This window comes from Caulobacter sp. Root1472, from assembly GCF_001426985.1.
Classification (GTDB): domain Bacteria; phylum Pseudomonadota; class Alphaproteobacteria; order Caulobacterales; family Caulobacteraceae; genus Caulobacter; species Caulobacter rhizosphaerae.
Genome location: NZ_LMFX01000023.1, coordinates 252387 through 276991 on the forward strand (window position 1 = coordinate 252387; position 24605 = coordinate 276991).

Genomic DNA, 24605 nt, shown 5'->3' on the forward strand with positions numbered 1-24605 from the left:
CCGGTTCGCCGTCGTTCAGCGGCCGTTCAGGCGGCCAAGCCCTAGCTTCCTCCAAGCCACGCCTTGGGGGAGCTATTCACATGCGTCGTCTTTGGACCCTGGGAACCGCCGTCGCGGTCGTCGCCCTGGCGGGCTGCGCCACCATGAGCAAGGAGGCGTGCCTGCAGGGCGACTGGGCGGGCGTCGGCTTCAAGGATGGCCAGGCGGGGCGCCCCCAGAGCCGCCTGGACGAGCACGCCAAGGCCTGCGCCAAGACCGGCGTGGTCCCCGAGGCGGCGCCCTATTTCGCGGCCCGTGACCAGGGGCTGAGGCTCTATTGCACCCAGGACCGCGGCTTCGACGAGGCCCGCCACGGCAACGGCTATGCGGGGGTCTGCCCGCCGGACGCCGAGCGCGGCTTCCTGGTCGGCTATGCCGACGGCCAGCTGGTCCACGACGCGGTCTCGCGCCTCAGCCAGGCGGAATCGGACCGCGAAAGCGCCGACAATCGCGCCGAGAAGCGTGACCGCCAGGCGCGCGGCGTCGAGGACGAGCTGAAGAACCCCAAGCTGAACGACGAGCAGAAGCACGAGCTGCGCGACCGCCTGAACCGCCTGCGCGCCGAGCGCCGCCAGGCGGTGGAGGATGGCCGCCGCGCCGACTGGGCCGCCCGCGACGCCGAGCGCGAGGTGGACGAGCTGCGGCATCGGTTCGGGCCGCGGTACGGGGGATGGTAGGCGACCGGACGCCTACTGGATTCCCACCGCGCGATCCAGGCTCCACCTTCCCCCACCCCTGGCCACGAGGAACAGCAGGATCGCCGCCCAGGACAGGTGGGTGCTCCAGGCGTCGGGATAGACGAAGACCTCGATCACCAGGGTCATGCCCAGGAAGGCCAGGGCCGAGAGCCGGGTGAACAGCCCCAGCACCAGCAGGATCGAGAACAGGTGCTCGCTGTAGGTCGCCAGGTGGGCGGCGACGTCCGAAGGGATCAGCGGCAGGGCGTAGTCGTCGGCGAACAGCGAATAGGTCCCGTCGGTGATATGCAGGATCCCGTCGACCTTGGTGCGACCCGACAGGAAGAACACCGAGGCGATCCCCAGGCGCGCGACCAGGGCCAGCACGTCGTCGGGCAGGGCGCGATGGGCCACGGCGGCCACGGCGTCGAACGGCCGGCTCCAGGGACGCGCGGCGGCGGGGGCGAGGATCTGGTCGGTCATGCGGGATCTCCAAGGTCGAGGCCGACGAACACGCCGTCGGCGATCAGGGCGGCGAACAAGGACGCCAGGTCGGCGGCGGGATCGGCCTGCGCGGCGGCGGTGATCGCCTCGCCCAGGGCGGCGCCGTCACGGGCGGAGGCCAGGAAGGCGAAGCCGGCCGCGTCAAGCCGGCGGCTATGGACGACGTGGTCGGGGCGGACGACCAGCGCGCCCTGCGGATCCTCGGACAGCGTCATCTCGCCCGGCGCCGGCTCGCGAGCCGCCAGCCACAGGCCAGGCAGACCGCTGTCGAACCAGGCGAAGGCCAGGCTGGGATGCAGGCGCGGGCGAGCGGCGGCCAGGATGTCCGGGGCCAGGGCGAAGGCCTCCGCGGCCAGGGGCTCGGCCTCCGGCGCGAACAGGGCGGTGGTCCACATCCGGTCAAGCTGGGCCATGGCCGGGAGATAGGGCAGGTCGCTGGCCGGCGGGAAGCGCTCCAGCCAGTCCGCGAAGGCCTCGCCATAGGCCAGCAGGGCGGCGCTGGCGGGCGGATGCTCGCGGGCGAACAGGGCGGCGGCGGCGCGGAACCAGTCGTCGCCGACCAGGCTGGCCACGGTCGGGAAATTGGCCGCCAGGGCGTCGACGCAGCCCTTGGCGATGGTGTTGCGGTAGACGGCCAGGCCGGCGGGCTCGGCCTCGCCTACCCGATCGCCGCCTGGCAGCCAGCCAGCGATCGGGTCGGCGGTGCGCGCGTGGAGCGCCGCCACGAAGGCGTCCTGGAACTGGCCCAGCTCAGACATGGGTCGGTTCCTGCACCGGCTGGGGACAGGCGCATGCGCCTGTCCCCGTCAGCAGTCCATGCGCCCGGTCCCGCTCGGCCATCAGCACCGCGAAGGCCGGGATGTCGTCGTCACGCTCGATCAGGGTCGGGCGCGGGCCGATGCGGTCGATCAGGCGGCGGTAGAGCGCCCAGACAGGTTCGGCCACCGGCGCGCCGTGGGTGTCGATCAGCAGGGCCGAACCGCCCTCATCGGCGCCGTGGCCGGCCAGGTGGATCTCGCCGATCGCCTCGGCGGGCAGGGCGTCCAGATAGGCCTGGGCCGCGTAGCCCAGGTTGCTGGCGCTGACGAACACGTTGTTGACGTCGACCAGCAAGCCGCAGCCGGTGCGGCGGGCCAGCTGCGCCAGGAAATCGGTCTCGTCGAGGTCATGGCCGGTCAGGGGCAGGTACAGCGACGGGTTCTCGACCAGGATCGTCCGGCCGAGGGCGTCCTGGGTGCGGCCGATGTTGCCGGCGATGCGGTCCAGGGCGGCGCGGGTGCGGGGGAAGGGCAGGAGGTCGGGCTGGTGGACGCCGCGCCAGGCGCTCCAGGCCAGGTGCTCTGAGACCACGAACGGCTCGAACCGGTCGGCCAGGGCCTTGAGGGCGGCCAGGTGGGTCGGGTCCGGATCGGCGTCGGCGGCCAGGGACAGGCCCACCCCGTGCAGCGACAGCGGATGCTGGCGACGGATCGCCTCCAGCGCCCGCAGGCGCGGCCCGCCGGCGGCCATGTAGTTCTCGGGATGGACCTCGAACCACAGCCCCTCGTCCTCGGTCGCGAGGGCGTCGGCATAGTGCTGCGGCTTGAGGCCGAGGCCGGCGGTGGGGCGCATGGTCGCTTCCTGGAAGCTGGGCGGCTGTCATCCCGGACAGCGCGGCGCGCCTCCGGGATGACAGCGGAAGAAAAGGGCGCGCTTAGGCCTTGGGCGTCAGCGAGCCCATGCCGTTCGGGGTCTTGATGCTGGTGCAGGTGCCCTTGGCGACCTTCTTCCAGGCGTCACCCTGATAGTCGGCCTTGGAGGTGCCCGCGCACGAGGTGCCGGCGCCGGCCTTGCAGTCGTTGTGGCCGGCCTTGGCCACGCCGTAGCACTTTTCCATCTCGACCTTGGCTGGCTTCATGTCGTCGCGGGCCATGGCGGCGCCGGCGCTCAGGGCGAAGACGGCGGCGAGGGCGAGGGCGGGGGTCTTGGTCACGAGGCTCATGGGAACGTTTCCTTCGTCGGTTCTGGCCGCGCCCGGCGCCGTTCGTCGGCCCGTCCTGCGCGGTCAAGGAGGAGTTACGGACGGGGGCGGCGAAAGGTTACACCGGTATCCGAACAAAAAATCCGGGACCCGAAAACCGCCTCGTGCCGAAAGCCCTTTCCCGCCGTGCGCAGGCGCGTGTAACCATCGGCCCGTCTCGCGCGAACAAGGGGGAGGCGTGACGGAAACCGAAGCCGCCCTGAAGGCGCTGATGCTGCTGGGCCTGGACGGCGACGCCCCGGCCTACCGGCTGCTGCTGTCCCAGCTGGGCGGCCGGCTCCGCGTCTATTTCGAGCGCCGCATGCGCGACGCTCCCGGCGATGTGGAGGACCTGGTGCAGGAGACCCTGATGGCGGTGCATACGCGGCGCGCGACCTATGATCGCGCCCAGCCGTTCACCCCGTGGGCCTTCGCCCTGGCCCGCTACAAGCTGATCGACCACTGGCGGCGGCGCAAGGTGCGGATGACCCTGCCGATCGACGACTATGTCGAGGTCCTGGCCGCCTACGCGCCCGAGCCGGGCTCGGCCATGGACCTGGACCGGGCGCTGGAGACCCTGCCCGAGCGCCAGCGCAAGCTGGTGCGCGACGTCAAGATCGAGGGCCTCAGCCTGGCCCAGGCGGGCGAGCGGGCCGGCGTCTCCGAGGGCGCGGCCAAGGTCGCCCTGCACCGGGCGCTCAAGAGCCTCGGAGAAAGGATGCGCGGCCGTGCGGACGGATGATCTGATCGATCAGCTGGCGGCCGACCCGCGCGCCATCCCGGCCGGGGCTGTGCAGCGCCGGTTCGCCGGCGTGGCCGTGGCCACGGCCCTGGCGGCCCTGGTCATGGTGCTGGCCTGGCTGGGGACGCGTCACGACCTGATGGACGCCATGGCCGGCCGGATGTTCTGGATGAAGGCGGCCTATACCGCCCTGCTGGGCGTGGCGGGCTTCTGGGCCCTGGAACGCCTGGCCCGGCCCGAGGGCGCGCCGCGCAAGGCGCTGTTGTTCGGGGCCCTGGTGCTGGCGGTGTTCGTCGGCATGGGCCTGGGCCAATGGCTGGCCGCCGATGCGGAGCACCGGCGGCTGATGATGATGGGCGGATCCTGGAAGGTCTGCTGCCGCAACATCCTCACCCTGGCCCTGCCCGGCCTGGCGGCGACCCTGGCGGTGCTGCGCGGAATGGCCCCGACCCGCCCGGCCCTGACCGGCTTCGCGGCCGGCGCCTTCGCCGGCGGGGTGGCGGCCACGGTCTACGGCCTGCATTGCGGCGAGAGCACCATGGTGTTCGTGGGGACCTGGTATACCCTGGGGGTGCTGGGGACGGGCCTGCTGGGCGCGGTGGTGGGGAAGTGGGCGCTGCGGTGGTGAGCGGCTGAACGAAGAAGGGCCGCACGGCTTTCGCCGGTGCGACCCCTCATCCGTCGGCTGGCGCCGACACCTTCTCCCGCAAGGGGAGAAGGAAGATGGACCTTAGTCCTTGGCGCGTTCCTGGTACGAGCCGTCCTCGGTCAGGATGATCACCTTGGTGCCGGCGGCGATATAGGGCGGAACCATGGTGCGCACGCCGTTGCTGAGCACGGCGGGCTTGTACGACGAGCTGGCGGTCTGGCCCTTCACCGACGGTTCGGTGTCGACGATCTCCAGCACCACCGTGCGCGGCAGTTCCAGGGCGATCGGCACCTCGTTGTGCGTCGACAGCTGGACGGTCATGCCCTCCTGCAGATAGGCGCCCAGGTCGCCGACCACGTCCTCGGTCGCCACGAGCTGGTCGTAGCTTTCCGGGTTCATGAAGTGGTAGCCCTCGCCGTCCTGGTACAGGAAGGTGTGGTTGCGCTGGTCGACGAAGGCGCGCTCGACCTGCTCGGTCGTGCGGTAGCGTTCCGACACCTTCACCCCGTCCGAAATGCGGCGCATGTTCAGCTGGGTGACCGGCGTGCCCTTGCCGGGGTGGATGTTCTCGGCGTTGAGGACCACGTAGAGCTTGCCGTCCATATCGACGACGGAACCCTTCCTCAGCGAGCTGGCGGCAACTTTAGTCACGAGTTCGTCCTTGATCCCGCGGCGGCCCGAAGCCGCGCGAATTTGCGTTGGATATCGCCCTCCTATAGCGATCCTCGCCAAGTTCGCCAGCCCGACCAGGGACTTTCCCGTGCAAGCACCCTCAGCCTCGCCCTGGTGGCGGCCCGAAAACCACGCCGACCGGCGGCCGTTCCTGCTGGCCCGCAACCGGATCAAGGCCGCGTTCCGGGCCTGGTTCGAGGCGCGCGACTTCCTGGAGGTCGAAACGGCGGCCCTGCAGGTCTCGCCTGGCAACGAGGCCCACCTGCACGCCTTCGAGACCGCCGCCCTGACGCTTTCGGGGCACAGCGCGCCGCTCTACCTGCACACCTCGCCGGAGTTCTCGTGCAAGAAGCTGCTGGCGGCGGGCGAGCGGCGGATCTTCGATTTCGGCAAGGTCTGGCGCAACCGCGAGCGCGGGGCGCTGCACCATCCGGAGTTCACCATGCTGGAATGGTACCGGGTGGGTCAGCCCTACCAGGCCTTGATGGACGACTGCGCGGCCCTGCTGGCCCTGGCGGCGGAAACGGCGGGAACGCTTGAGTTTCGCTTCCGCGGCCAGGCCTGCGATCCGTTCGCCGCGCCTGAACGGCTGACGGTCGCCGAGGCGTTCGAGCGTCACGCGGGGGTCGACCTGCTGGCCTCGATCGGGGCGGGCGGCGAGACCGACCGCGCGGCCCTGGCGGCGTCGGCGCGCGCCGCCGGGATCCGCGTCGCCGACGACGACACCTGGGCCGACGTGTTCAGCCGGGTGATCGTCGAGAAGGTCGAGCCCAAGCTCGGCGTCGGCCGCGCGACCATCCTCTGCGAATATCCGGCCGCCGAGGCCGCCCTGGCCCGGCCCAAGCCCGGCGACCCGCGGGTGGCCGAGCGGTTCGAGCTCTATGCCTGCGGCGTCGAGCTGGCCAACGCCTTCGGCGAGCTGACCGACGCCGGCGAGCAGCGCCGCCGCTTCGAGGCCGAGATGGACGAGAAGGCCCGGGTCTATGGCGAACGCTATCCACTGGACGAGGATTTCCTGGCGGCCCTGGCGATCATGCCCGAGGCCTCCGGCGCGGCCCTGGGCTTCGACCGGCTGGTGATGCTGGCGGCGGGGGCATCGCGGGTGGACCAGGTGCTGTGGACGCCGGTGGCGGGGTAGGTTCGTCGGCCATTTCCGTCCAATCGTCATTCCCACAAGGGCGGGAATGACGGCTGATTAGAGGGGGCGATCAGTCTAGGCTCGCCCTCGCACCCTCCAGCACGCCGCCGTGAACCGCGCGGCGCCGTCGATCACAAAGGGCTCGAACCCGCGCCTGGCCGCCTCGACCACTGCGCGCCGGCGATCCTCGTCCAGGCTCGGCAGGACCAGGCTCACCGGTCCCATGCGGGCGGCGTAGGTGTCCAGGGCCGGCGTCGGCATCGCGCAGGCGACGTCCAGCGGCTGGAAGTCGACGTCCCGCCAGCCGGCGGCCGACAGGATGGCGCCGACCCGGTCGCGGTCGGCGAAGGCGAACTGGCCTGGCGCATCGGGATCGCGCGGCGGCGCCTCGGCCAGCAGCGGCGCGGCGGCCCGCTCGGCCGCCGTCATGAACGGGTTCTCAGCCGCGCCGCGCCAGACGATGCAGGCCAAGGTCGCGTCCGTCCGTGACGCTCGCCGCAGGTTGGCGAAGGCGGCGACGGGATCGTCGAAGAACATCACTCCGAACCGTGAAATCACCGCGTCGAAGGCGGCGGGCTGGAAGGCGTGCTGCTGGGCGTCGGCGACCAGGAACTCGGTGTTGTCGGCGCCGGTCTCGACAGCCTTCCGCCGCGCAAGCTCGATCAGCGGCGCGGAGATGTCGGCGCCGGTGCAGCGGCCTGGCGCGCCCAGGCTCCGCGCCACGGCGAAGGTGGTCGCGCCGGCCCCGCAGCCGATGTCGAGCACCGCCGTCGCGCCCTGGACCGCGTCCACCAGCAACGGCTCGAACGGCGCGAACAGCCGATCGAGCATGGCGTTCTGCTCGACCCAGTTCTGGCCAGCCTGGTTGTTCCAGAGTTCGGCCTGGGCCTGGTTGGGTTGTGTCACGCGCGGTCCTCCTTGCTTCATGGTGAGCTATGGACGAGGCTACGACTTCAAGCCCACTTGAGGTCAATGGTGAAACTTCTCGACATCGCGCAGGTCGCCGGCGCCACGGGCATGGCGGCGTCCAGGCTCCGATATTATGAGGAGAAGGGGCTGATCGCCTCGGTCGGCCGGCGCGGCCTGAAGCGCCTGTTCGAGGCCGGCGTGCTGGAGCGGCTGTCGCTGATCGCCCTGGCCCAGTCCGCCGGGTTCTCGCTGGACGAGATCGCCGGCATGGTCGACGCGGCGGGCCGGCCGCGCCTGGACCGCGCCCAGCTGTCGGCCAAGGCCGACGACCTGGACCGAACTGTCCGGCGCCTCTCCGCTCTGCGCGACGGCCTGCGCCACGCCGCCGCCTGTCCCGCGCCCAGCCACATGGAATGCCCGACCTTCCGGCGGCTGCTGAAGGGCGCGGTCGAGACCCGGCGGCGGGCGTTCGTGGAGGACCTCGGTTAGGGCGTATCGACGTCCGGCTCCCGGGGGGCGAAAACCTCGTCCCCCCTAAGCTTTTTTGGCGACAGGCTCAGGATGAGGTTTTCTATTCGCCGGGCCTGTAAACTGGTCCTCATCCTGAGCTTGTCGAAGGACGAGGACCACGCACGGCCTCGAATGTTGCTGGAGCCCGTCGCATTGCGCCGACGGGCCTAATCGGCCATACCGCCGGCCTCATGACCGCCGCCCGCACCCTTCGCAGCGCCGCCGCCCTGGCCGAGGTCGGCCTGGTCGCCCCCGAGCGCCTGGCCGCGCTGGAAGCCGTCGCGGCGCGCTATGCGGTGGCGATCACCCCGGACATGGCCGAGCTGATCGATCCGGCCAACCAGAGCGACCCGATCGGCCGCCAGTTCCTGCCGTCGGAGGCCGAGCTGCTGGAGAGCCCGGGCGAGGTCGCCGACCCGATCGGCGACGCCGCCCACAGCCCGGTCGAGGGGATCGTCCACCGCTATCCCGACCGCGTGCTGCTGAAACCCACCCACACCTGCGCGATCTATTGCCGGTTCTGCTTCCGGCGCGAGGTGGTCGGGCCCGGCGGGGCCGCCAATCTGTCCCCGGACCAGCTGGACGCCGCCTTCGCCTACATCGCCGCCCATCCGGAGATCTGGGAGGTGATCGTCACCGGCGGCGACCCGCTGGTGCTGTCGCCGCGCCGGCTGGGCGACCTGGGCGAGCGGCTGGCGGCCATCGACCACGTCAAGGTCGTGCGCTTCCATACCCGCGTGCCGGTGGTCGACCCGGCGGCGGTCACCGACGAGATGGTGGCGGCCCTGAAGGCCAGCGGCAAGACGGTCTATGTGGCCCTGCACGCCAACCACGTTCGCGAGCTGACCCCGGCGGCCCGCGCCGCGATCGGCCGGATCATCGACGGCGGGATCCCGATGCTGAGCCAGACCGTGCTGCTGAAGGGCGTCAACGACGACCCCGAGGCGCTGGGCGCCCTGATGCGCGGCTTCGTCGAGAGCCGCATCCGGCCCTACTACCTGCACCACGGCGACCATGCCCCGGGCACCGCCCACCTGCGAACCACGGTGGCGGAAGGCCGCGCCCTGATGCGCGCGATCCGCGGCCGGTTCTCGGGCCTGTGCCAGCCGACCTATGTGCTCGACATCCCCGACGGCCACGGCAAGGTGCCGATCGGTCCGGACTACCTGGCGGTCGACGGCGAGGTGGAGGACCCGAACGGCGGCGCGCACCTGTATCCGCCGAAAGGATAGCGCTCGGCGGTCGGGGACACGCACAAGTGCATGTCCCCGTTCCGGGGCTGGAGACCCCAACAACGCGCCAAACGAAAAAGGCCTCCCAGGTGTCCCTGGAAGGCCTCCTCGTATCCTCGAAAGCAGAAGCTCTTACTCAGCCGCCGCCTTCTTGGCCGCCGCGCCGAACTTGGCGTTCAGTTCGCCGGACACGTAGCGCTTGGCCATGGTCGCGGTGGACAGGGCCTTGATCTTGTCGGCGTGGCCGGCCGAGCCGAACTGCACGAAGCGGTCCTGGCAGACCTGGCGCATGGCCTCCTTGGCGGGCTTGAGATAGGCGCGCGGGTCGAACTCGTGCGGCTTCTCGGTCAGGATCTTGCGGATCGCGCCGGTGATGGCCAGGCGGTTGTCGGTGTCGACATTGACCTTGCGCACGCCATGCTTGATGCCGCGCTGGATCTCTTCCACCGGCACGCCCCAGGTCTGGGGAATGGCGCCGCCGTACTGGTTGATGATGTCCTGCAGCTCCTGCGGCACCGAGCTGGAGCCGTGCATCACCAGGTGGGTGTTGGGCAGGCGCTGGTGGATCTCCTCGATCACGTTCATGGCCAGGACGTCGCCGTCCGGCTTGCGCGTGAACTTGTAGGCCCCGTGGCTGGTGCCCATGGCGATGGCCAGGGCGTCGACGCCGGTGCGCTCGACGAACTCCACCGCCTGGTCCGGGTCGGTCAGCAGCTCGTCGTGCGAGAGGACCCCCTCGAAGCCGTGGCCGTCCTCGGCCTCGCCCATGCCGCTTTCCAGCGAGCCCAGCACGCCCAGCTCGCCTTCGACCGACACGCCGCAGGCGTGGGCCATCTCGACCACCTTGCGGGTGACCTCGACATTGTACTCGTAGGTGGCGGGGGTCTTGGCGTCCTCCATCAGCGAGCCGTCCATCATCACCGAGGTGAAGCCGTACTGGATCGCCGTGGCGCAGGTGGCCGGGCCGTTGCCGTGGTCCTGGTGCATGCACACCGGGATGTTGGGGTAGATCTCGGCCAGCGCGTCGATCATCCGGGCCAGCATGATGTCGTTGGCGTAGCTGCGCGCGCCGCGCGAGGCCTGGATGATGACCGGGGAATTGACGGCTTCCGCCGCCTCCATGATCGCCAAGCCCTGTTCCATGTTGTTGATGTTGAAGGCCGGCAGCGCATAGTCATGCTCCGCCGCATGATCCAGCAACTGTCTTAGCGTGATCCTCGCCACGTGGTGTTCTCCTGCAAGCGTGAAGTGATTGGGTGGTGGTTTCTTGTTTTTGGGGCTTTTGACGCTTTGCGTTCTTCGCCCGTAGTCGCGTCGAGTTTCCTCGGTCTCGACGGTGGAAAGTTATCCCGGGTTTCCTCGGCCCCGGTGGTCGAATGATGTTTCGCCGGATTGAATCAGGTCTCCCATCCCGTCTTCCCCGGCCTTGGCCGGGGATACGTTTCTAAACCTCAAGGGCCGCGACGCCCGGAAGCGTCTTGCCCTCCATCCATTCCAGGAACGCGCCGCCGGCGGTCGAAACGAACGTGAAGTCCGCCGAGACGCCGGCGTGGTTCAACGCCGCCACGGTATCACCCCCGCCCGCGACGGCCACGATCTTACCCGACTTGGCGAGTTTGGCGGCGTGTTTTGCCGCCGAAACGGTCGCTTCGTCGAAGGGGGGCACCTCGAAAACGCCCAAAGGGCCGTTCCAGATCAACGTCTGGCTCGAATCCATGGCTTCGATCAGCCGCTGGGCGCTCTTGGGGCCGGCGTCGAGGATCAGGTCGTCGCCCTGGACGTCGGAAAGGTCGCGGGTCTCGGCGTCGACGCCCGGGGCGACCTTCTTGGCCACGACCACGTCGATCGGCAGCAGCAGCTCGCAGCCGCTCTTCTGCGCGGTGGCGATGATCTGGCGGGCGGTGTCGGCCAGGTCCTTCTCGCAGAGGCTGCCGCCGACGTCGTGGCCCTGGGCGAACAGGAAGGTGTTGGCCATGCCGCCGCCGATCGCCAGGCGGTCCAGCTTGGCCACCAGGTTGTTGAGCAGGTCGAGCTTGGTCGAGACCTTGGAGCCGCCGACGATGCCCAGCACGGGCTTCTTGGGATTGCCCAGGGCGGCGTCGAGCGCGTCGAGTTCGCGCTGCATGGCCAGGCCCGGATAGGCCGGCAGGATGCGGGCCAGGGCTTCAGTGGATGCATGGGCGCGGTGGGCGGCGCTGAAGGCGTCGTCGACATAGAGGTCGCCGTTCTCCGCCAGCTGGGCGGCGAAGGCGGGGTCGTTCTTCTCCTCGCCGGCGTGGAAGCGGACGTTCTCCAGCAGGGCCACGCCGCCGTTCTCCATGGCGTTGACGACCTGGGCGGCGGCCGGACCGACGCAGTCACCGGCGAACGCCACTTCCTGTTCCAGCAGCTTGCCCAGCGGCTCGGCCACGAAGGCCAGGCTCATCTCCGGCACGACCTTGCCCTTGGGGCGGTCGAAGTGGGCCAGCAGGATGACCTTGGCGCCCTTGGTCGACAGGTAGTGGATGGTCGGCAGGGCCGCGCGCAGGCGGGTGTCGTCGGTGATCTTGCCGCCATCGACGGGCACGTTGAAGTCCACCCGGACCAGGGCGCGCTTGCCGGCGAGATCGGCGGTGTCGAGGGTGCGGAAGGGCATGACGTGATCCTGAAAGTCAGTGCGTTGGATCCTCGTCCTTCGACAGGCTCAGGATGAGGATCCAAGAGCGGGCGTCACAGTAGCCCTCATCCTGAGCCTGTCGAAGGACGAGGGCGGCCGCGCTGCTGCGGCCAAGGAAAACCCCCGTCCTTTCGGGACGGGGGTTCTTTTAGGCTTTAGAGGAACTTCGCCATTTCCAGAGCGGTGTCGCTCATGCGGGTCGCGAAGCCCCACTCGTTGTCGTACCAGCTGAGCACGCGGACCAGCTTGCCCTCGATGACCTGGGTCTGGGGCAGGGCGGCCGTCGAGCTGGCGGCGATGTGGTTGAGGTCGCTCGAGACCAGCGGGTCGGTGGTGGTGAACAGCACGCCGTTCATGTCGCCGTCGGCGGCGGCCTTCAGGGCGGCGTTGACCTCGTCGACCGTGGTGTCGCGCGAGGGCACGACCTTCAGGTCGATGACCGAGACGTTGGGCGTCGGCACGCGGATCGACGAGCCGTCCAGCTTGCCCTTCAGGGCCGGCAGCACCAGGCCCAGGGCCTTGGCGGCGCCGGTCGAGGTAGGGATCATGCTCAGGGCCGCGGCGCGGGCGCGGTAGAGGTCCTTGTGCATGGTGTCCAGCGTCGGCTGGTCGCCGGTGTAGCTGTGGATCGTGGTCATGTAGCCGCGCTCGATGCCGACCAGGTCGTGCAGGACCTTGGCCACCGGGGCCAGGGCGTTGGTGGTGCACGAGCCGTTCGAGACGACGATGTCCTCGGCGGTCAGGGTGTCGTGGTTGACCTTGTAGACGATGGTCTTGTCGGCGCCGTCGGCGGGGGCCGAGACCAGCACGCGCTTGGCGCCGGCCTGCAGGTGCAGGGCGGCCTTGTCGCGGGCGGTGAAGATGCCGGTGCACTCGAACGCGATGTCGACGTTCAGGTCCTTGTGCGGCAGCTCTTCCGGATTGCGGATGGCCGTGACCTTGATCTTGCCCAGGCCGACGTCGATCCAGTCCTCGCCCGAGGTGACGACGCCCGGGAAGCGGCCGTGGACGCTGTCGTAGCGCAGCAGGTGGGCGTTGGTCTCGACCGGGCCCAGGTCGTTGATCGCGACGACCTCGATGTCGCGGCGCGCATGCTCGGCGATGGAACGCAGGACGAGACGTCCGATCCGGCCGAAGCCGTTGATGGCGACGCGAATGGCCATGAGGTCTTTCTCCTAACGAGCGTCCGGCCGAGGCGACCGGCGTTACCTTGATTTTGCAGCGCGTTTTGCGGTGCGGGGCGGGGAAGTCAACCCCAAGAAACCTCTGCGAGCGCTCACATTGGATGACCTATTGTTATCCGCGCGGTTTCGTCGCCCAATTGTCGCCATGGCGGGTGGCGAAGCAGGCCGCAGTCTATATGTTGCGCTGCATGACCGTTGGACGATGCCGATGACCCCGGGCGAAGGGAACGCCCTCGAACTGGCCGCGCGCCGCCTGGAGCGCGCCGTCAGCCAGCTGGAGCAGAAGATCACGGCCGAGCGCACCGCGCGCCTGGCCGCGTTTTCGGCCGCCGCCGCCGCGGCTTCTGCGTCGTCGACGGGCGCCGCGTCCGACGATCCGGGCCTGTTCGACGCCGAGGCCCAGGCCCAGGCGGAGTCCAAGGCCGCGCGCCTGGCGCTCGACCTGGAAGCCGCCCGGGCCCGCGAGAAGGCGCTGGAGGAGGCCGGCGAGCAGGCCTCCGAGGCCCTGGGTCGCGCCATCGCCGAGATCCGCGCCGCCCTGGGCGACGAGAGCCTGATCACCGAGGGCGTCCACGACGATGAGGACGACCAGGATGACGGCGTCGAGGCGGGCGACCTGTTCGGCGACCTCGACCACGATGACGGCGTCACGGAACGGGAGGCCTGAGCCATGGCCCAACTGACCATCCAGGTGAACGGTCGGCCCTATACCGTCGGCTGCGAGGACGGGCAGGAAGCCCACCTGCTAGAGATCGCTCGCCTGTTCGACCGCCAGGTCCGCCAGGTCAGCCAGGACGTCGGCCAGCTGGGCGAAACGCGGCTGTTCCTGATGGGCGCCCTGCTGCTGGCCGACGAGCTGTCGGACCTGAAGCTGCGCCTGGCCCATGCCCAGTCGGAACTGGCCCGCCTGCAGACCGAACAGACCCGTGTCGAGATCCGCGCCATAAAGGCCCTCGACGCCGCCTCAGAGAAGATCGAAGCGCTGGTCCAGGGGTAGGGCGCTCTATCGTGGCTCCGATATTTTCCGGCCTGTTTAAGATCACTTGCCGCTGATCGCCGGCGGGGCGGGAACGGCGGGCGGGACGTCGGAGGGGCCGTTCGGGTCGTCCGGCAGCGCCCAGGCCCAGCCCGCCTCGGCCCGTTCGCGGCCCAGCTGGAACAGGGCCGCGCGGTTCTTGGCGTCGAAATCCAGGCCCGAGGTGTCGGCGTCGGCGCTGTCGGGGATGGCGCTGTAGAACAGCTGGCCGCCGTTGCGCCGGGCGAAGCCGTAGCTGGTCGCCAGGTGGGTGCGCATCAGGGCCTTGCTCATGGCGTCCCATGAGCGTCCGACGATCGACAGGGCCCCGCCCTTGGTGAAGCCGAAACTGCCGTCGACCTTGCCGTTGACGATCACGTACATCCGTCCGGGCCGGGCCGAGTTCTTGGCGGCGGTCCACAGCAGCAGCGATTCGGGCGCCACGAAGAACGGGATGGTGACCCCGCCGTCGACATGCATCTCCGACAGCTCGCGGCCCTTGCCCTCGATCTCGATCAGGGTGGGCGGGAAGACGCCGGGAATGCTGGTCGAGGCGACCAGGACGCGCTTGAACAGCTCCTTGGACGCGTCGTCGCCGCGGCTGGCGATCGCGCCCATGTCCCAGATCACCGTCTCTTCGGTGTCGAGATTGGTGGTGGCGATCAGCAGGCGGCGGCCGCGCCGGTGCTCGGCGACGATCGCCTGGAGCATGTCGTCGGTCACATAGGCGTCGACCAGCTGGCGCAGGGCGGCGCTGCTGTAAAAGCTGGGATGGAACAGCACGCCCAGGCCGCGGGGCTTGAGGATCCGGCCGGCCTCCTTGCCGGTATAGGCCTGCGTCAGGCGGTCGTCCCAGCTAGGGCCGAGGAAGGCGAACGGAGCGGTCAGGGCCCCGGTCGAGACGCCGGTGACGATGTCGAATTCGGGCCGCTCGCCGCGCTTGGTCAGGCCCACCAGCACGCCGGCGCCATAGGCCCCGTTGGAGCCGCCGCCCGACAGGGCCAGCACGTCGAAGGTGCGCTGGGCCAGGGCGCGCTTGCGAGCCGGGTCGCCGAACCGGACGGCGGCGTCCTTGTCGCTGGCGTTGAAGCGGATGTCGGCCAGGCCCTTGGGCGGCGGCCCGGCCAGGTCGCTGGCCTGGAACGCCGGGCGCGACAGCGATCCGCAGGCGCATAGGCTCAGGGCGGCCAGGAGGAGGGCGAGGAGGCGGGCTGGACGCATGGGCTGTGGGCTCGCTGCCTAAACCTTCGCCCCCTGTTACGCCCCCACGGGAAGCGCGCAAGAAAAATGGGCCGGCGCCAGGCGCCGACCCATTCCAAATCTCGTGAGCGTGAGGCGATTAAGCCTGCAGTTGGCCCGCCGACATCTTGCCCGAGCGACGATCTTGCTCGAGTTCGTAGGTGATCTTCTGACCTTCATCCAGGCCGCGCAGACCGGCGCGTTCAACGGCCGAGATGTGCACGAAGACGTCGGCGCCGCCGTCGTCCGGTTGAATGAAGCCGAAGCCCTTGGTGCCGTTGAACCATTTCACGGTGCCGGTAGCCATAGTGGTAGTCCTTGCAGTTCGATAGGCGTCGGCGGAGTCGTTCCGCGCGACGATCAAATTTCGTTGGGGGTCGGTGGGCGCGTCCGGCGCTCTCGCAAAGGAGAGCATGGAAAAGCAGGCCGAACGTCAGCGAATTTCGATAAGCCACCATGACCCTCATCCGAGGCCACGGCAAGTGAATTCGTGAATCGACTTGAATCGCGAATAGTTTTGGACCCCAAGCCATGCCTTGAACGTTAAGCAAATTCTCTCGCGCTACTGCGGGAATTGCTGAGTTTCAAGGAGCACGACATGACCCTGATCGAGCGGATTCCTCTGCTGAACGACCGGGAGCTGGTGACGCTCCTGGCCAACGCCCGCCGCCTGGACGTCGTGGGCACCCCGGCTCAGAGGCTGGCCGCGTCGGAGGTCCTGCCCGTGCTCGAATTGGAAGCCTCCAAGCGCCGCCAGGTCACTCTGGAAGCGGCGACCAAGAAGCGCGGCGCGACCGCCGCCAAGCGCAGGGCCGTTGCGGCCGCCGAAGCGGCCTGAGGCTCTCAAAGACGCCTTGCCTCCGTCGTTATTGATAGTCATTCTCAATAATGACGGAGCGCTTCGGAGGCGATCATGGTGTTTCTGACGGCGGGCAGCGGCTGGCTGGCCCTGATGATGCGAGCGGAACGGACCCGGGCCGGCCACGAGCCGCCCGCCGCCGAGTGGCTGTTGCGCGACTCCGAGACCATCGAGGATGACGAGCCGCCGACGGCGCTGCTGGCGGCGGAGTAGGTGTTCTAGGATCCTCCCCTGTGGGGGAGGTGTTTTCCGAAGCCCCTAGACCAGCGCCTTGCGCGCCGCTTCCCAGTACTGCGCGCCGGTGATCAGCGTCACCACGGCGGCCAGCCACAGCAGGCCGTGGGTCGCGTAGGTGGCCGGGGTCACCACCGACGGAGCGGTCGGCAGGTGAAAGGCGGACCATGAGGCCAGGACCATCTCGGCCCCGATCGCCACCAGCTGCAGGGTGGTCTTCCACTTGGCCAGCACGGTGACCGGCAGCTTGACGCCCTTGCCGGCGCCGACCTCACGCAGGGCGCTGACGGCGAACTCCCGGAACAGGATCAGGCCCGCCGGCAGGATCACCAGCGGATTGGGACCCAGGGCCATCAGGCCCAGCAGGGCGCCGCAGACCAGGATCTTGTCGCCGATCGGGTCGAGGATCGCGCCCCAGATGCTGACCGCGTCCAGCTTGCGGGCCAGCCAGCCGTCGAAGAAGTCGGTCACCGCCGCCACCACGAACGCCCAGAACGCCCAGCGCTGCAACGACATCTGCTGGTCCACGCTCAGCTGGTCGCTCAGCCACGGCACGCCGCCGGCCGCCGCGGCCAGGGCCACGAACATGAACAGGGCGATGACCAGGCGGGCGGAGGTCAGGATGTTGGGCAGGGCTTTCATGGCGCCGGTTCTAACGCATGAAAGCGACGAAGGGCTATGGGGGCGGATCCCGATCACCAGGGCCGTCGTCGCAAGCCCAGGGCCTGATGACCTGCGAGGGACAAGGCTTGAGGCGATTCCGTCGGCTAGGCTTACCGCCGTGGAATGAACCCATCGTGCGCCGCGCGAAAACCCTGTCGTCGAGGTCGTTTCTGCCCTGGACCAGTTGACGCGGCGTCTTCCGCCCGCCAAGCCATGGCCAAGTTCTTCGAGGGCGTCATGGCCAATACCGACCAACCGACCGCGACCAATTCCAACCGCCGCGTGCTGGCCGCCAGCCTGGTGGGCACGGCGGTGGAGTTCTACGACTTCTACATCTACGCCACCGCCGCCTCGCTGGTGTTCGGCCAGCTGTTCTTCCCGTCCAAGTCGGCCAGCCTGCAGCAGCTGGCCGCCTTCGCCAGCCTGGGCGTGGCCTTCCTGGCCCGGCCTCTTGGCGCCGTGGCCTTCGGCCACTTCGGGGACCGGGTCGGACGCAAGTCGACCCTGGTGGCCTCGCTTCTGCTGATGGGCGGCTCGACCCTGGCGATCGCCTTCCTGCCTACCTACGCCACGGCCGGCTGGCTGGCGCCCGCTCTGCTGTGCCTGCTGCGGTTCGGCCAGGGCTTCGGCCTGGGCGGTGAGTGGGGTGGGGCGGCCTTGCTGGCGGTCGAGAACGCGCCGCCAGGCTGGCGGGCGCGGTTCGGCATGTTCCCGCAGCTGGGCGCGCCGGTCGGGTTCATCGCCGCCAACGGCCTGTTCCTGATCCTGGGCCTGGTCCTGACGCCGGACCAGTTCCAGGACTGGGGCTGGCGCCTGCCGTTCCTGGGCAGCGCGGCCCTGGTCGGGGTGGGGCTGTGGGTGCGGCTGAAGCTGACCGAGACCCCGGACTTCGCCGCCGCCATCGCCCACGAGGCGCCGCCGGCCGTGCCGCTAGGCGAGCTGCTGCGCGACCACTGGAAGGCCACCCTCTGCGGAACGCTGGCGGCCGTCTGCTGCTTCGCCGTCTATTACCTGATGACCGCTTTCGCGTTAGGCTACGGCGCCAAGGACCTGGGCTATGGCCGCACGGCCATGCTGAGCGCCCAGTTGATCGCCATCCTGTTCATGGCCGCCGGCATCGTCGTGGCCGGCTACTGGGCCGACGCCGCCAGCCCGCGCCGGGTGTTGATGGCCGGCTGCGCCATGACCGTCGGGGTCGGGATCCTGCTGCCGCTGATGATGGTGGCCGGCTCGCTGCCCACCATCGGCGCCTTCCTGGCGATCGGCCTGCTGGTCATGGGCTTCGTCTACGGACCGCTGGGCGCCTTCCTGCCCGACCTGTTTCCGGCCCGGGTGCGCTACACCGGCGCCTCGGCGGCCTTCAACCTCGGCGGCATCCTGGGCGGCGGCCTGGCGCCGACGATCGCCCAGGCCCTGGCCAACCGGGGCGGCCTGGTCCCGGTGGGGGTCTATCTGGCGGTGGCGGCGGGACTGAGCTTCGTGGGCCTGCTGGCGCTGAAGCCGAAGGCGGCGGCCTAACCCCAAATCCCGCTCATCCCGGCATTCGCCGAGATGAGTGGAATTGGAAGGGCGAACAGTTGTTTGCCCTTGGCGGATATCCGCGCCACTCTGCCTCCAACGATAAGATCTCGGGAGGCGGGCCCATGAACCCTTCAACAGAATTCGACGTCATCGTCCACGGGGCGACCGGCTTCACCGGTCGGCTGGTGGCCGAGCACTTCGCTAACCATCACCCCGACGCCAAGTGGGCGATGTCCGGCCGTAGCGCCGACAAGCTGGCCGCCGTGCGTGACGAGATCGGCGCGGCCTCCGACACGCCGCTGATCGTCGCGGACGCCGACGACCCCGCCTCGCTGCGGGCCATGGTCGCGCGGACCAAGGCGGTGCTGACCACCGTCGGCCCCTACCAGCTCTATGGCTCCGATCTGGTGGCCGCCTGCGCCGAGGCCGGAACCGACTATCTGGACCTGTGCGGCGAGCCGGCCTGGATGCGCCAGATGATCGACGCCCACGAGGCGGCGGCCAAGGCCAGCGGGGCGCGGATCGTCTTCTCCTGCGGCTTCGACTCCATCCCGTTCGAGCTGGGCGTCTGGTTCGTGCAGCAGGAGGCGGCCCGGCGATTCGGCGCGCCTGTCGCCCGCGTGAAGGGGCGAGTGCGGGCCATGCGCGGCGGCTTCTCGGGCGGCACGGCGGCCAGCCTGAAGGCCACGATGGCCGCGGCGGCCCGCGACCCAAAGGTGCTGGAGCACCTGAAGGACCCCTTCGCCCTGACCCCCGATTTCGCCGGCCCCAAGCAGCCGCATGGCGCGGCCGTGGCCCATGACGACGACCTGGACGCCTGGACCGCCCCGTTCGTGATGGCGGCCATCAACACCCGCAACGTCCACCGTTCCAACTGGCTGATGGGCCAGCCCTACGGCGCGGACTTCGTCTATGACGAGATGGTGCTGACCGGCTCCGGCGAGGCGGGCGAGGCTGCCGCCAAGCTCGTCACGGCCGCCAACGCCGCGATGGGCGCCGAGAGCGGTCCCAAGCCGGGCGAGGGGCCCAGCAAGGCCGAGCGCGAGGCCGGCTTCTACGACCTGCTGTTCGTCGCCCTCGCCCCCGACGGCCGCCAGGTCCGCGCCAGCGTCAAGGGCGACAAGGACCCCGGCTACGGCTCGACCAGCAAGATGATCGCCGAGACGGCCCTGTGCCTGGTCGACACGCCGGAGGCGGCCGGCGGCGTCTGGACGCCCGGCGCGGCGCTGCAGGGCAAGCTGGTGGAGCGGTTGCAGGCCAAGGCCGGGCTAATCTTCGCGGTCGAGTAGGGCGATCGGCGCTTTTTCCGGCCAACGCCGTTGCCAACTTCGCCGTCCGCGGCGACCCTGGCGCCATGCTGATCTTCGAGTGGATCCTGGCCCTGCTGCTGGGCGCGGTGCTGCTGTCAGGTCTGGCCCGGCGGATCGGTGTTCCGTATCCGGCCCTGCTGGCCCTGGGCGGGGCGGCGGTGGCCCTGGTTCCCGGCGCGCCGCGGCTGGAGCTGGAGCCGGAACTGATCCTGGCCCTGTTCATCGCCCCGGTCCTGCTGGACGCGGCCTATGACTCCTCGCTGCGCGACCTGAAGGACAACTGGCGGCCGGTCTCGTCCCTGGTGCTGGTGGCCGTCAGCCTGACCACCCTGGGCGTGGCGTGGGTGGCGCGGCTGCTGTTTCCGGACATGCCCTGGCCGGCGGCCATCGCCCTGGGGGCCATCGTGGCTCCGCCGGACGCCGTAGCGGCCCTGGCCGTGCTGCGCCAGGTCCAGCCGCCGCATCGGATCCTCAAGGTCCTGGAGGGCGAAAGCCTGCTGAACGACGCCTCGGCGCTGCTGATCTACCGCCTGGCCGTGGGGGCGGTCGGCGGCGGCTTCAGCCTGGCCCATGCGGCTCCCACCCTGGCCCTGGTGGCCGTGGGCAGCGTGGTGGCCGGCTATGGTCTGGCGCGGCTGACCGGCCTGTTCTTCCACCGCATCACCGACGTGCCCAGTTCGGTGATCGTCCAGTTCGTCTCGACCTTCGGGGTGTGGATCCTGGCCGAGCGGCTGGGCCTGTCGGGGGTGGTGACCATCGTCGTCTACGGCGTGACCGTCGCCTGGCGGCCGGGCGCGCAGCTGTCGGCGCGATTGCGCATCCCGTCCTTCGCGGTCTGGGAGTCGGTGACCGTGGTGCTGAACGTCCTGGCCTTCACCCTGATCGGCCTGCAACTTCGCCCCATCCTGGAGGGTTTGTCGCATCAGGAGCGGTTCGATTACGTGCGCGCCGCCCTGGTGATCCTGGCCACGGTGATCGCCGTGCGGATCGCCTGGGTGATGAGCTACAACACCGCCGTCCGGTTGAAGAACCATTGGTTCGGCGTCCATGTCGCCCGGTCCAGCATGGCCCCGCCCACGGCGCGCGGCGGTTTGGCCGTCGCCTGGTGCGGGATGCGCGGCATGGTCACCCTGGCCGCCGCCCTGGCCTTGCCCGAGGGCTTTCCCTATCGCGACTTCATCCTGCTGGCCGCCTTCGCGGTGGTGCTGGGCACGCTGGTCGTCCAGGGCCTGACCCTGAAGCCGCTGCTGCGCCTCCTGCGCCTGCCCGACGACGACCCGGTGCGCAAGGAGCTGAAACTGGCCCGCGCCAAGGCGTTGAAGGCCGCTCTGGCCGAGCTGGACGGCGACAGGTCCGAGGCCGCGGACGCGCTGCGGCGGGAACTGGGCGAGGCCCTCGACCAGACCCGCAAGGGCGCCGACGCCCGCGACTCCGCCGAGAACGCCCTGCGCCGCCGGGTGGTGGCGGTCTCGCGCACCGCCATCGCCGACCTGCGCCAGCGCGGCGAGATCGGCGACGACGCCTACCGGGCGCTGGAGGAGGAGTTCGACTGGCTGGAGCTGGCGGCGCGGGAGTAAGGGACGTCCACGATTGGGGACAGGCGCATGCGCCTGTCCCCGTCCCCCGTCACGGCTCCAGAGACACCACCGGCAGGGCCGCGGCCGCCTGGGCGAAGACGCCGGCGGTGCGCCAGGCGTCGTGGCGGCCGACGATGTACAGCGCTTTCTTGGCCCGGGTCACCGCCACGTTGAGGATGTTGGGGGCGCCGCCCGCCCAGTTTCGCGAGCCGCGGCTGGCGTCGGCGCTGGCCCCCAGCACCAGGATCACCGCCTCGGCCTCCTTGCCCTGGAAGGTGTGGACCGTGCCGACCCGCGTCTCGCCCCAGCGCCGGTGCTGCCTGGCAGGCACGCCCAGCGGGTCGAGCACGCCGCTGCGCACCACCAGGGCCCGCAAGGTGTCGGCCACCTCGCGGAACGGGGCGATCAGGTAGAGGTCGGGATCGCGCACGCCCTGATCGGCCAGCCGCCGCAGCAGGTCGAGCACCACCTGCCCCTCGCGCGGGCTCCACTTGGCGGAGCTGGAGGCGACGTCGAGCCAGCAGCTGCCCGGCGCGATCTCGGCCAGGGCCTGGCGGATCGGCGAGGGGGATGGGCTGGTCGCGTGGACCATCAGGCCGTCATAGGCGACCGTGTTGGAGATCGAGAACATCGGCTCCTGGCACCGGCGGTGCACCAGCAGCGGCATGCCAATCCGCCGGGCGTCGGCGCCCCAGCCGACGGCGGCGGTCAGGGGGCTTGCGGCGTCGGCCAAGGTCTGGACCGAGGCGCGGGGCGCGGCCCAGACATCCGGATGGGCGCCCCGACTGGAGAAGATCGATCGCACCAGGCCGGCCGGAACGGTCGAGACGGGTTCGATCTGCAGGGGATCGCCGATGACCAGGGCCCGCCGCGCCCGCCACAGGGCCCCGGCGGCGGCCTGGGGCGTGGCCTGGCCGGCCTCGTCGACGATCAGCCACCCCACCGAGGCTTCGCCCAGGCCGTCCATGAGCCGGTCGAGCGAGGCGAAGGTGGTCGAGACCACGGGCACGACCAGGAAGAAGCTGTCCCACAGGGCGTCGAGGTGGACCGCGGCGCCGGACGGCAGGCGCTTGCCCTTCAGGTGGTCCATCATCAGGGCCAGGTTCGACTTCATGGGCCGGGCGGCGGCGTCGAGGAAGGCGCGGTGCAGGGCCAGGGCGGCGGCGAACAGCTGGTCGCGGGCCTCGATCAGGGCCGCGTCGGCCCAGGGGCTAGCCGTGTGGATCGCCGCATGGCCGCTCTCCCAGAAGGCGGGGCCGATCTGGTCGCCGAAGAGCGCCCGGCCCTCGCCTTCCAACTGTAGCAAGCCCTCGCGCCTGACCATGGCCTCGGCTCGGGCCGCCTGGGCCAGGGTCAGCCGGGCCGCGGCGTCGCGGGCCCGTCGGTCGGCGGCGTCCTGCTCGGCGCGCGCCGCCGCCTGGTCGGCCATCGCCTGCTCGAGCACGGCCAGGGTGCGGGCCTGGGACTGCCGCCAGGCGGTGTCCTGGCCGACTAGCCGCGCGACCCATCCGGGGCGCAGGGCCGCGCCGCCGTCGTGCAGCCGGCGGGCGTCGGCCAGCGCCGCCTCGGCGCGCGTCAGGGCCAGGGCCGCCGCCTCCCGCGTCTGGGCGGCCGCCTGCCCGTCGGCCTGGGCGGTCGCCTCGGCGGCCAGGGCGTCCTCCAGGGCCTGCTGGACGGCCGCGGCGTCAGCCAGCGCCAGGCGCATCTGCTCGCGTCCGGCCAACAGCCGGGCGACAGCGGACTTGCGCTCGCGATAGTCCATCTGGGCCCGCCGCCAGCGCTCGCGCGCCTCGCCCCGCGTGCGGGGCGGGGCTTCGGTGGCGACAATGGCCGGCGGTTCGGCCTCGGCCCGGCCGTTGACGGCGGCCAGGTACTTTTCCAGGCCCCAGTCGGGGTCCCACCAGACGCTTTCGACGAACTCCGAGCGGTTCTTGCGATTGCCCAGCACCGCCGCGACCAGGCCCCAGCAGTCGGCGTCGCCGCCCTGGGCGACGCGGGCGGTGTCGGGGAAGTAGCGGACGGCGGCCGGATCGTTGACCGCCCCGGCCAGGGGCAGTTCGGCGCTGACATTGCGGACGGCGGCGTTGTTGGACGAGGCCACCACCACACCGCGCCCGGCCAGGGCCGCCGACGGACGATACAGCACCCGCTTGTGGCCGCTCTCGGCCACCAGCTCGACCGGCGAGAAGGCCGAGGTTGGATCGTCCAGCGCGACCAGGGCGTCGGCGCGGGCTTCCAGCACCGCGGCGATCACATCTCGCAGCAGGGTGGTCTTGCCGGTGCCCGGCGGCCCGTTGATCGACAGCAGGCCGCCGTCAGCCAGGTCGCGAACGGCGGCGTTGACCGCCGCCTGCTGCAGGGTGACCAGCTTGGCCGGGCTGGGCGCGGGCCAGCGCGCGCCGGACGTCAGCGCCGGCGCCACAAGGCTCTCCAGCACCGCCTTGTCGGCCAGCACGTCCAACTGTTCGGTCGGCCGCGCCTGGCCGAGATAGGCCGCCAGGGTCGCGCCGCCCGCCCCGGCCGCAAGCGCCGTGCGCACGCGGTGGAGGTCGCGCAGGTAGAAGCTGTTGATGATGTCGACCGGCTCGCCGTCGGTCTCGCCGACCACGCGGATGGCCACGCGTGGCCGTTCCAGCAGGTCGGCCGGCAGTTCCAGCGCGGTCATGATCGCCGTCATGCCTTCGAGGAACCGCTGTCGCGAGGTGGCGACCTTGCGGCCGTCCGGGTCCAGCTGGACCAGCGCCTGCCCCAGCTGGTGGCGCAACTCGCCCTCCAGGTCGACGAACGCATGCAGGCGGTCGATGTCGCCGGCCAGCACGCGTCCGCACGCCCAGCCGAAACTGGACAGCAGCAGGCTCGAGGGCAGGGCCCGGCCCGCCTCGTCGAAGGCGGCCAGGGCCAGCACCGCCACGCCCACGCCCCGCTCGCGCTCAGGGCCCTCCGGCTGGACCTCGGTCACCAGGCGTTCGACCGCCGGCTCCATCTTCACGAAGCCCAAGGGCACGTACCAGACAAGACGGTCGTCCTCGGACATCGCCAGTCGCTCGCGATCGCCCTCGGGGCCTTCCCAGGGCATCCGGCCGCTGGCCAGGTCGAACGGGAACAGGGCTGCGGGGCAGCGGAGCGTCGCGCTGGCCTCTGGGTTTTCGCCTGGCGGGCGGCGGCTCGCGTCCCAGCAGGTCTTCCTGCGTCGCGAAGGTCTGGGGCTGCAGCGCCTCGACCGCCAGCCAGGCGTTGAGCAGAGCGACGGGATCGGGATTGTCCGCCGGTGAGGCC

26 protein-coding genes and 1 pseudogene are annotated in these 24605 nt (G+C 70.4%); 14 read left to right on the top strand and 13 right to left on the bottom strand.

What is annotated here, in order from left to right; genetic code table 11:
• Positions 1-80: 80 nt before the first annotated feature.
• Positions 81-716, top strand: a complete 636-nt coding sequence (locus ASD47_RS16250; protein WP_056758800.1) for a DUF2799 domain-containing protein — start codon at positions 81-83, stop codon at positions 714-716.
• A 12-nt stretch (positions 717-728) separates the two neighbouring features.
• On the opposite strand, the gene ASD47_RS16255 is transcribed toward ASD47_RS16250, so the two are convergent.
• From ASD47_RS16255 to ASD47_RS16270, 4 genes are all read right to left on the bottom strand, one after another.
• Positions 729-1199, bottom strand: coding sequence for a DoxX family protein (locus ASD47_RS16255; RefSeq protein WP_156402271.1), 471 nt, complete (start codon positions 1197-1199; stop codon positions 729-731).
• The gene (locus ASD47_RS16260) at positions 1196-1978 is read right to left on the bottom strand and encodes a DNA-binding domain-containing protein (protein WP_056758802.1); all 783 of its coding nucleotides are present in this window, start codon (positions 1976-1978) and stop codon (positions 1196-1198) included. The genes ASD47_RS16255 and ASD47_RS16260 overlap by 4 nt, the downstream gene beginning before the upstream one ends.
• Positions 1971-2831, bottom strand: a complete 861-nt coding sequence (locus ASD47_RS16265; RefSeq protein ID WP_056758805.1) for a DUF692 domain-containing protein — start codon at positions 2829-2831, stop codon at positions 1971-1973. Before ASD47_RS16265 ends, ASD47_RS16260 begins: the two co-directional genes overlap by 8 nt.
• A gap of 82 nt (positions 2832-2913) precedes the next feature.
• The gene (locus ASD47_RS16270; RefSeq protein WP_056758807.1) at positions 2914-3201 is read right to left on the bottom strand and encodes a DUF2282 domain-containing protein; all 288 of its coding nucleotides are present in this window, start codon (positions 3199-3201) and stop codon (positions 2914-2916) included.
• A gap of 217 nt (positions 3202-3418) precedes the next feature.
• Between ASD47_RS16270 and ASD47_RS16275 the strand changes: the two genes are divergently transcribed.
• Together ASD47_RS16275 and ASD47_RS16280 are read left to right on the top strand one after the other, a co-directional pair.
• Positions 3419-3961, top strand: a complete 543-nt coding sequence (locus ASD47_RS16275) for a sigma-70 family RNA polymerase sigma factor (RefSeq protein WP_056758810.1) — start codon at positions 3419-3421, stop codon at positions 3959-3961.
• Entirely contained in the window at positions 3948-4589 is a 642-nt protein-coding gene (locus tag ASD47_RS16280; RefSeq protein WP_056758813.1) for an NrsF family protein, read from the top strand. Before ASD47_RS16275 ends, ASD47_RS16280 begins: the two co-directional genes overlap by 14 nt.
• A 102-nt stretch (positions 4590-4691) precedes the next feature.
• Here ASD47_RS16280 and efp read toward each other — a convergent pair whose 3' ends face one another.
• The gene (gene efp / locus ASD47_RS16285; RefSeq protein WP_028038017.1) at positions 4692-5261 is read right to left on the bottom strand and encodes an elongation factor P; all 570 of its coding nucleotides are present in this window, start codon (positions 5259-5261) and stop codon (positions 4692-4694) included.
• A 109-nt stretch (positions 5262-5370) separates the two neighbouring features.
• Between efp and epmA the strand changes: the two genes are divergently transcribed.
• A complete protein-coding gene (gene epmA, locus ASD47_RS16290) occupies positions 5371-6420 on the top strand; it encodes an EF-P lysine aminoacylase EpmA (RefSeq protein ID WP_056758816.1) in 1050 nt (349 codons plus the stop codon).
• 75 nt (positions 6421-6495) lie between these two features.
• On the opposite strand, the gene ASD47_RS16295 is transcribed toward epmA, so the two are convergent.
• The gene (locus ASD47_RS16295) at positions 6496-7326 is read right to left on the bottom strand and encodes a class I SAM-dependent methyltransferase (protein WP_235525915.1); all 831 of its coding nucleotides are present in this window, start codon (positions 7324-7326) and stop codon (positions 6496-6498) included.
• Between the two features lie 66 nt (positions 7327-7392).
• On the opposite strand from ASD47_RS16295, the gene ASD47_RS16300 reads away from it, so the two are divergent.
• Positions 7393-7818: a helix-turn-helix domain-containing protein gene (locus tag ASD47_RS16300; protein ID WP_056758821.1), complete on the top strand. Its 426-nt coding sequence runs from the start codon at positions 7393-7395 to the stop codon at positions 7816-7818.
• Positions 7819-8030: 212 nt separating this feature from the next.
• Positions 8031-9071, top strand: coding sequence for a lysine-2,3-aminomutase-like protein (locus ASD47_RS16305; protein ID WP_056758824.1), 1041 nt, complete (start codon positions 8031-8033; stop codon positions 9069-9071).
• Positions 9072-9203: 132 nt separating this feature from the next.
• Here the strand turns inward: ASD47_RS16305 and fba are convergent, their stop codons facing one another.
• Positions 9204-10295: a class II fructose-bisphosphate aldolase gene (gene fba, locus ASD47_RS16310; RefSeq protein ID WP_056758827.1), complete on the bottom strand. Its 1092-nt coding sequence runs from the start codon at positions 10293-10295 to the stop codon at positions 9204-9206.
• Positions 10296-10515: 220 nt separating this feature from the next.
• Positions 10516-11706, bottom strand: coding sequence for a phosphoglycerate kinase (gene pgk, locus ASD47_RS16315; protein WP_056758829.1), 1191 nt, complete (start codon positions 11704-11706; stop codon positions 10516-10518).
• A gap of 19 nt (positions 11707-11725) precedes the next feature.
• Here pgk and ASD47_RS28270 point away from each other — a divergent pair.
• Positions 11726-11823 (top strand): annotated as a pseudogene (locus tag ASD47_RS28270) (hypothetical protein); the annotation flags it as partial.
• A gap of 59 nt (positions 11824-11882) precedes the next feature.
• Here ASD47_RS28270 and gap read toward each other — a convergent pair.
• Entirely contained in the window at positions 11883-12890 is a 1008-nt protein-coding gene (gap, locus tag ASD47_RS16320; RefSeq protein WP_056758831.1) for a type I glyceraldehyde-3-phosphate dehydrogenase, read from the bottom strand.
• 229 nt (positions 12891-13119) lie between these two features.
• Here gap and ASD47_RS16325 point away from each other — a divergent pair, with 229 nt between their 5' ends.
• Both ASD47_RS16325 and ASD47_RS16330 read left to right on the top strand, forming a co-directional pair.
• Positions 13120-13578, top strand: a complete 459-nt coding sequence (locus tag ASD47_RS16325) for a hypothetical protein (protein WP_056758834.1) — start codon at positions 13120-13122, stop codon at positions 13576-13578.
• Positions 13579-13581: 3 nt separating this feature from the next.
• Positions 13582-13908 (top strand): cell division protein ZapA, encoded by a 327-nt coding sequence (locus ASD47_RS16330; protein WP_012284839.1) that lies wholly within the window; start codon positions 13582-13584, stop codon positions 13906-13908.
• 42 nt (positions 13909-13950) lie between these two features.
• Here the strand turns inward: ASD47_RS16330 and ASD47_RS16335 are convergent, their stop codons facing one another.
• Both ASD47_RS16335 and ASD47_RS16340 read right to left on the bottom strand, forming a co-directional pair.
• A complete protein-coding gene (locus ASD47_RS16335) occupies positions 13951-15147 on the bottom strand; it encodes a patatin-like phospholipase family protein (protein ID WP_056758836.1) in 1197 nt (398 codons plus the stop codon).
• 118 nt (positions 15148-15265) lie between these two features.
• The gene (locus tag ASD47_RS16340) at positions 15266-15472 is read right to left on the bottom strand and encodes a cold-shock protein (RefSeq protein WP_056758838.1); all 207 of its coding nucleotides are present in this window, start codon (positions 15470-15472) and stop codon (positions 15266-15268) included.
• 291 nt (positions 15473-15763) lie between these two features.
• On the opposite strand from ASD47_RS16340, the gene ASD47_RS16345 reads away from it, so the two are divergent.
• The gene (locus ASD47_RS16345; RefSeq protein WP_056759066.1) at positions 15764-16003 is read left to right on the top strand and encodes a hypothetical protein; all 240 of its coding nucleotides are present in this window, start codon (positions 15764-15766) and stop codon (positions 16001-16003) included.
• 75 nt (positions 16004-16078) lie between these two features.
• Complete coding sequence (locus tag ASD47_RS27150) at positions 16079-16237, top strand: hypothetical protein (protein ID WP_163228785.1); 159 nt, start codon at positions 16079-16081, stop codon at positions 16235-16237.
• A gap of 45 nt (positions 16238-16282) precedes the next feature.
• Here the strand turns inward: ASD47_RS27150 and pgsA are convergent, their stop codons facing one another.
• On the bottom strand, positions 16283-16900 hold the full coding sequence (gene pgsA, locus ASD47_RS16350) for a CDP-diacylglycerol--glycerol-3-phosphate 3-phosphatidyltransferase (RefSeq protein ID WP_056758841.1): 618 nt from the start codon (positions 16898-16900) through the stop codon (positions 16283-16285).
• 258 nt (positions 16901-17158) lie between these two features.
• On the opposite strand from pgsA, the gene ASD47_RS16355 reads away from it, so the two are divergent.
• The 3 genes from ASD47_RS16355 to ASD47_RS16365 all read left to right on the top strand — a co-directional run bounded on the left by ASD47_RS16355 (position 17159) and on the right by ASD47_RS16365 (position 21329).
• On the top strand, positions 17159-18439 hold the full coding sequence (locus tag ASD47_RS16355) for an MFS transporter (protein WP_056759069.1): 1281 nt from the start codon (positions 17159-17161) through the stop codon (positions 18437-18439).
• A gap of 125 nt (positions 18440-18564) precedes the next feature.
• Entirely contained in the window at positions 18565-19731 is a 1167-nt protein-coding gene (locus tag ASD47_RS16360) for a trans-acting enoyl reductase family protein (protein WP_056758843.1), read from the top strand.
• A 65-nt stretch (positions 19732-19796) separates the two neighbouring features.
• Positions 19797-21329 (top strand): sodium:proton antiporter, encoded by a 1533-nt coding sequence (locus tag ASD47_RS16365; RefSeq protein WP_056758845.1) that lies wholly within the window; start codon positions 19797-19799, stop codon positions 21327-21329.
• A 49-nt stretch (positions 21330-21378) separates the two neighbouring features.
• Here the strand turns inward: ASD47_RS16365 and ASD47_RS16370 are convergent, their stop codons facing one another.
• A complete protein-coding gene (locus ASD47_RS16370) occupies positions 21379-24405 on the bottom strand; it encodes a DEAD/DEAH box helicase (protein ID WP_056758847.1) in 3027 nt (1008 codons plus the stop codon).
• Positions 24406-24605 lie beyond the last annotated feature (200 nt).

What these genes read in the sequence shown, in the direction of transcription:
- ASD47_RS16255 (WP_156402271.1), bottom strand. Translation starts at nt 1,199, where the DNA reads ATGACCGACCAGATCCTCGCCCCCGCCGCCGCGCGTCCCTGGAGCCGG.
- ASD47_RS16270 (WP_056758807.1), bottom strand. Translation starts at nt 3,201, where the DNA reads ATGAGCCTCGTGACCAAGACCCCCGCCCTCGCCCTCGCCGCCGTCTTC.
- ASD47_RS16370 (WP_056758847.1), bottom strand. Translation starts at nt 24,405, where the DNA reads ATGCCCTGGGAAGGCCCCGAGGGCGATCGCGAGCGACTGGCGATGTCC.
- ASD47_RS16340 (WP_056758838.1), bottom strand. Translation starts at nt 15,472, where the DNA reads ATGGCTACCGGCACCGTGAAATGGTTCAACGGCACCAAGGGCTTCGGC.
- ASD47_RS16335 (WP_056758836.1), bottom strand. Translation starts at nt 15,147, where the DNA reads ATGCGTCCAGCCCGCCTCCTCGCCCTCCTCCTGGCCGCCCTGAGCCTA.
- ASD47_RS16365 (WP_056758845.1), top strand. Translation starts at nt 19,797, where the DNA reads ATGCTGATCTTCGAGTGGATCCTGGCCCTGCTGCTGGGCGCGGTGCTG.
- ASD47_RS16345 (WP_056759066.1), top strand. Translation starts at nt 15,764, where the DNA reads ATGACCCTGATCGAGCGGATTCCTCTGCTGAACGACCGGGAGCTGGTG.
- ASD47_RS16265 (WP_056758805.1), bottom strand. Translation starts at nt 2,831, where the DNA reads ATGCGCCCCACCGCCGGCCTCGGCCTCAAGCCGCAGCACTATGCCGAC.
- ASD47_RS16360 (WP_056758843.1), top strand. Translation starts at nt 18,565, where the DNA reads ATGAACCCTTCAACAGAATTCGACGTCATCGTCCACGGGGCGACCGGC.
- ASD47_RS16260 (WP_056758802.1), bottom strand. Translation starts at nt 1,978, where the DNA reads ATGTCTGAGCTGGGCCAGTTCCAGGACGCCTTCGTGGCGGCGCTCCAC.
- ASD47_RS16355 (WP_056759069.1), top strand. Translation starts at nt 17,159, where the DNA reads ATGGCCAATACCGACCAACCGACCGCGACCAATTCCAACCGCCGCGTG.
- pgk (WP_056758829.1), bottom strand. Translation starts at nt 11,706, where the DNA reads ATGCCCTTCCGCACCCTCGACACCGCCGATCTCGCCGGCAAGCGCGCC.
- ASD47_RS16330 (WP_012284839.1), top strand. Translation starts at nt 13,582, where the DNA reads ATGGCCCAACTGACCATCCAGGTGAACGGTCGGCCCTATACCGTCGGC.
- ASD47_RS27150 (WP_163228785.1), top strand. Translation starts at nt 16,079, where the DNA reads ATGGTGTTTCTGACGGCGGGCAGCGGCTGGCTGGCCCTGATGATGCGA.
- pgsA (WP_056758841.1), bottom strand. Translation starts at nt 16,900, where the DNA reads ATGAAAGCCCTGCCCAACATCCTGACCTCCGCCCGCCTGGTCATCGCC.
- ASD47_RS16325 (WP_056758834.1), top strand. Translation starts at nt 13,120, where the DNA reads ATGACCCCGGGCGAAGGGAACGCCCTCGAACTGGCCGCGCGCCGCCTG.
- ASD47_RS16305 (WP_056758824.1), top strand. Translation starts at nt 8,031, where the DNA reads ATGACCGCCGCCCGCACCCTTCGCAGCGCCGCCGCCCTGGCCGAGGTC.
- ASD47_RS16300 (WP_056758821.1), top strand. Translation starts at nt 7,393, where the DNA reads ATGGTGAAACTTCTCGACATCGCGCAGGTCGCCGGCGCCACGGGCATG.
- gap (WP_056758831.1), bottom strand. Translation starts at nt 12,890, where the DNA reads ATGGCCATTCGCGTCGCCATCAACGGCTTCGGCCGGATCGGACGTCTC.
- ASD47_RS16250 (WP_056758800.1), top strand. Translation starts at nt 81, where the DNA reads ATGCGTCGTCTTTGGACCCTGGGAACCGCCGTCGCGGTCGTCGCCCTG.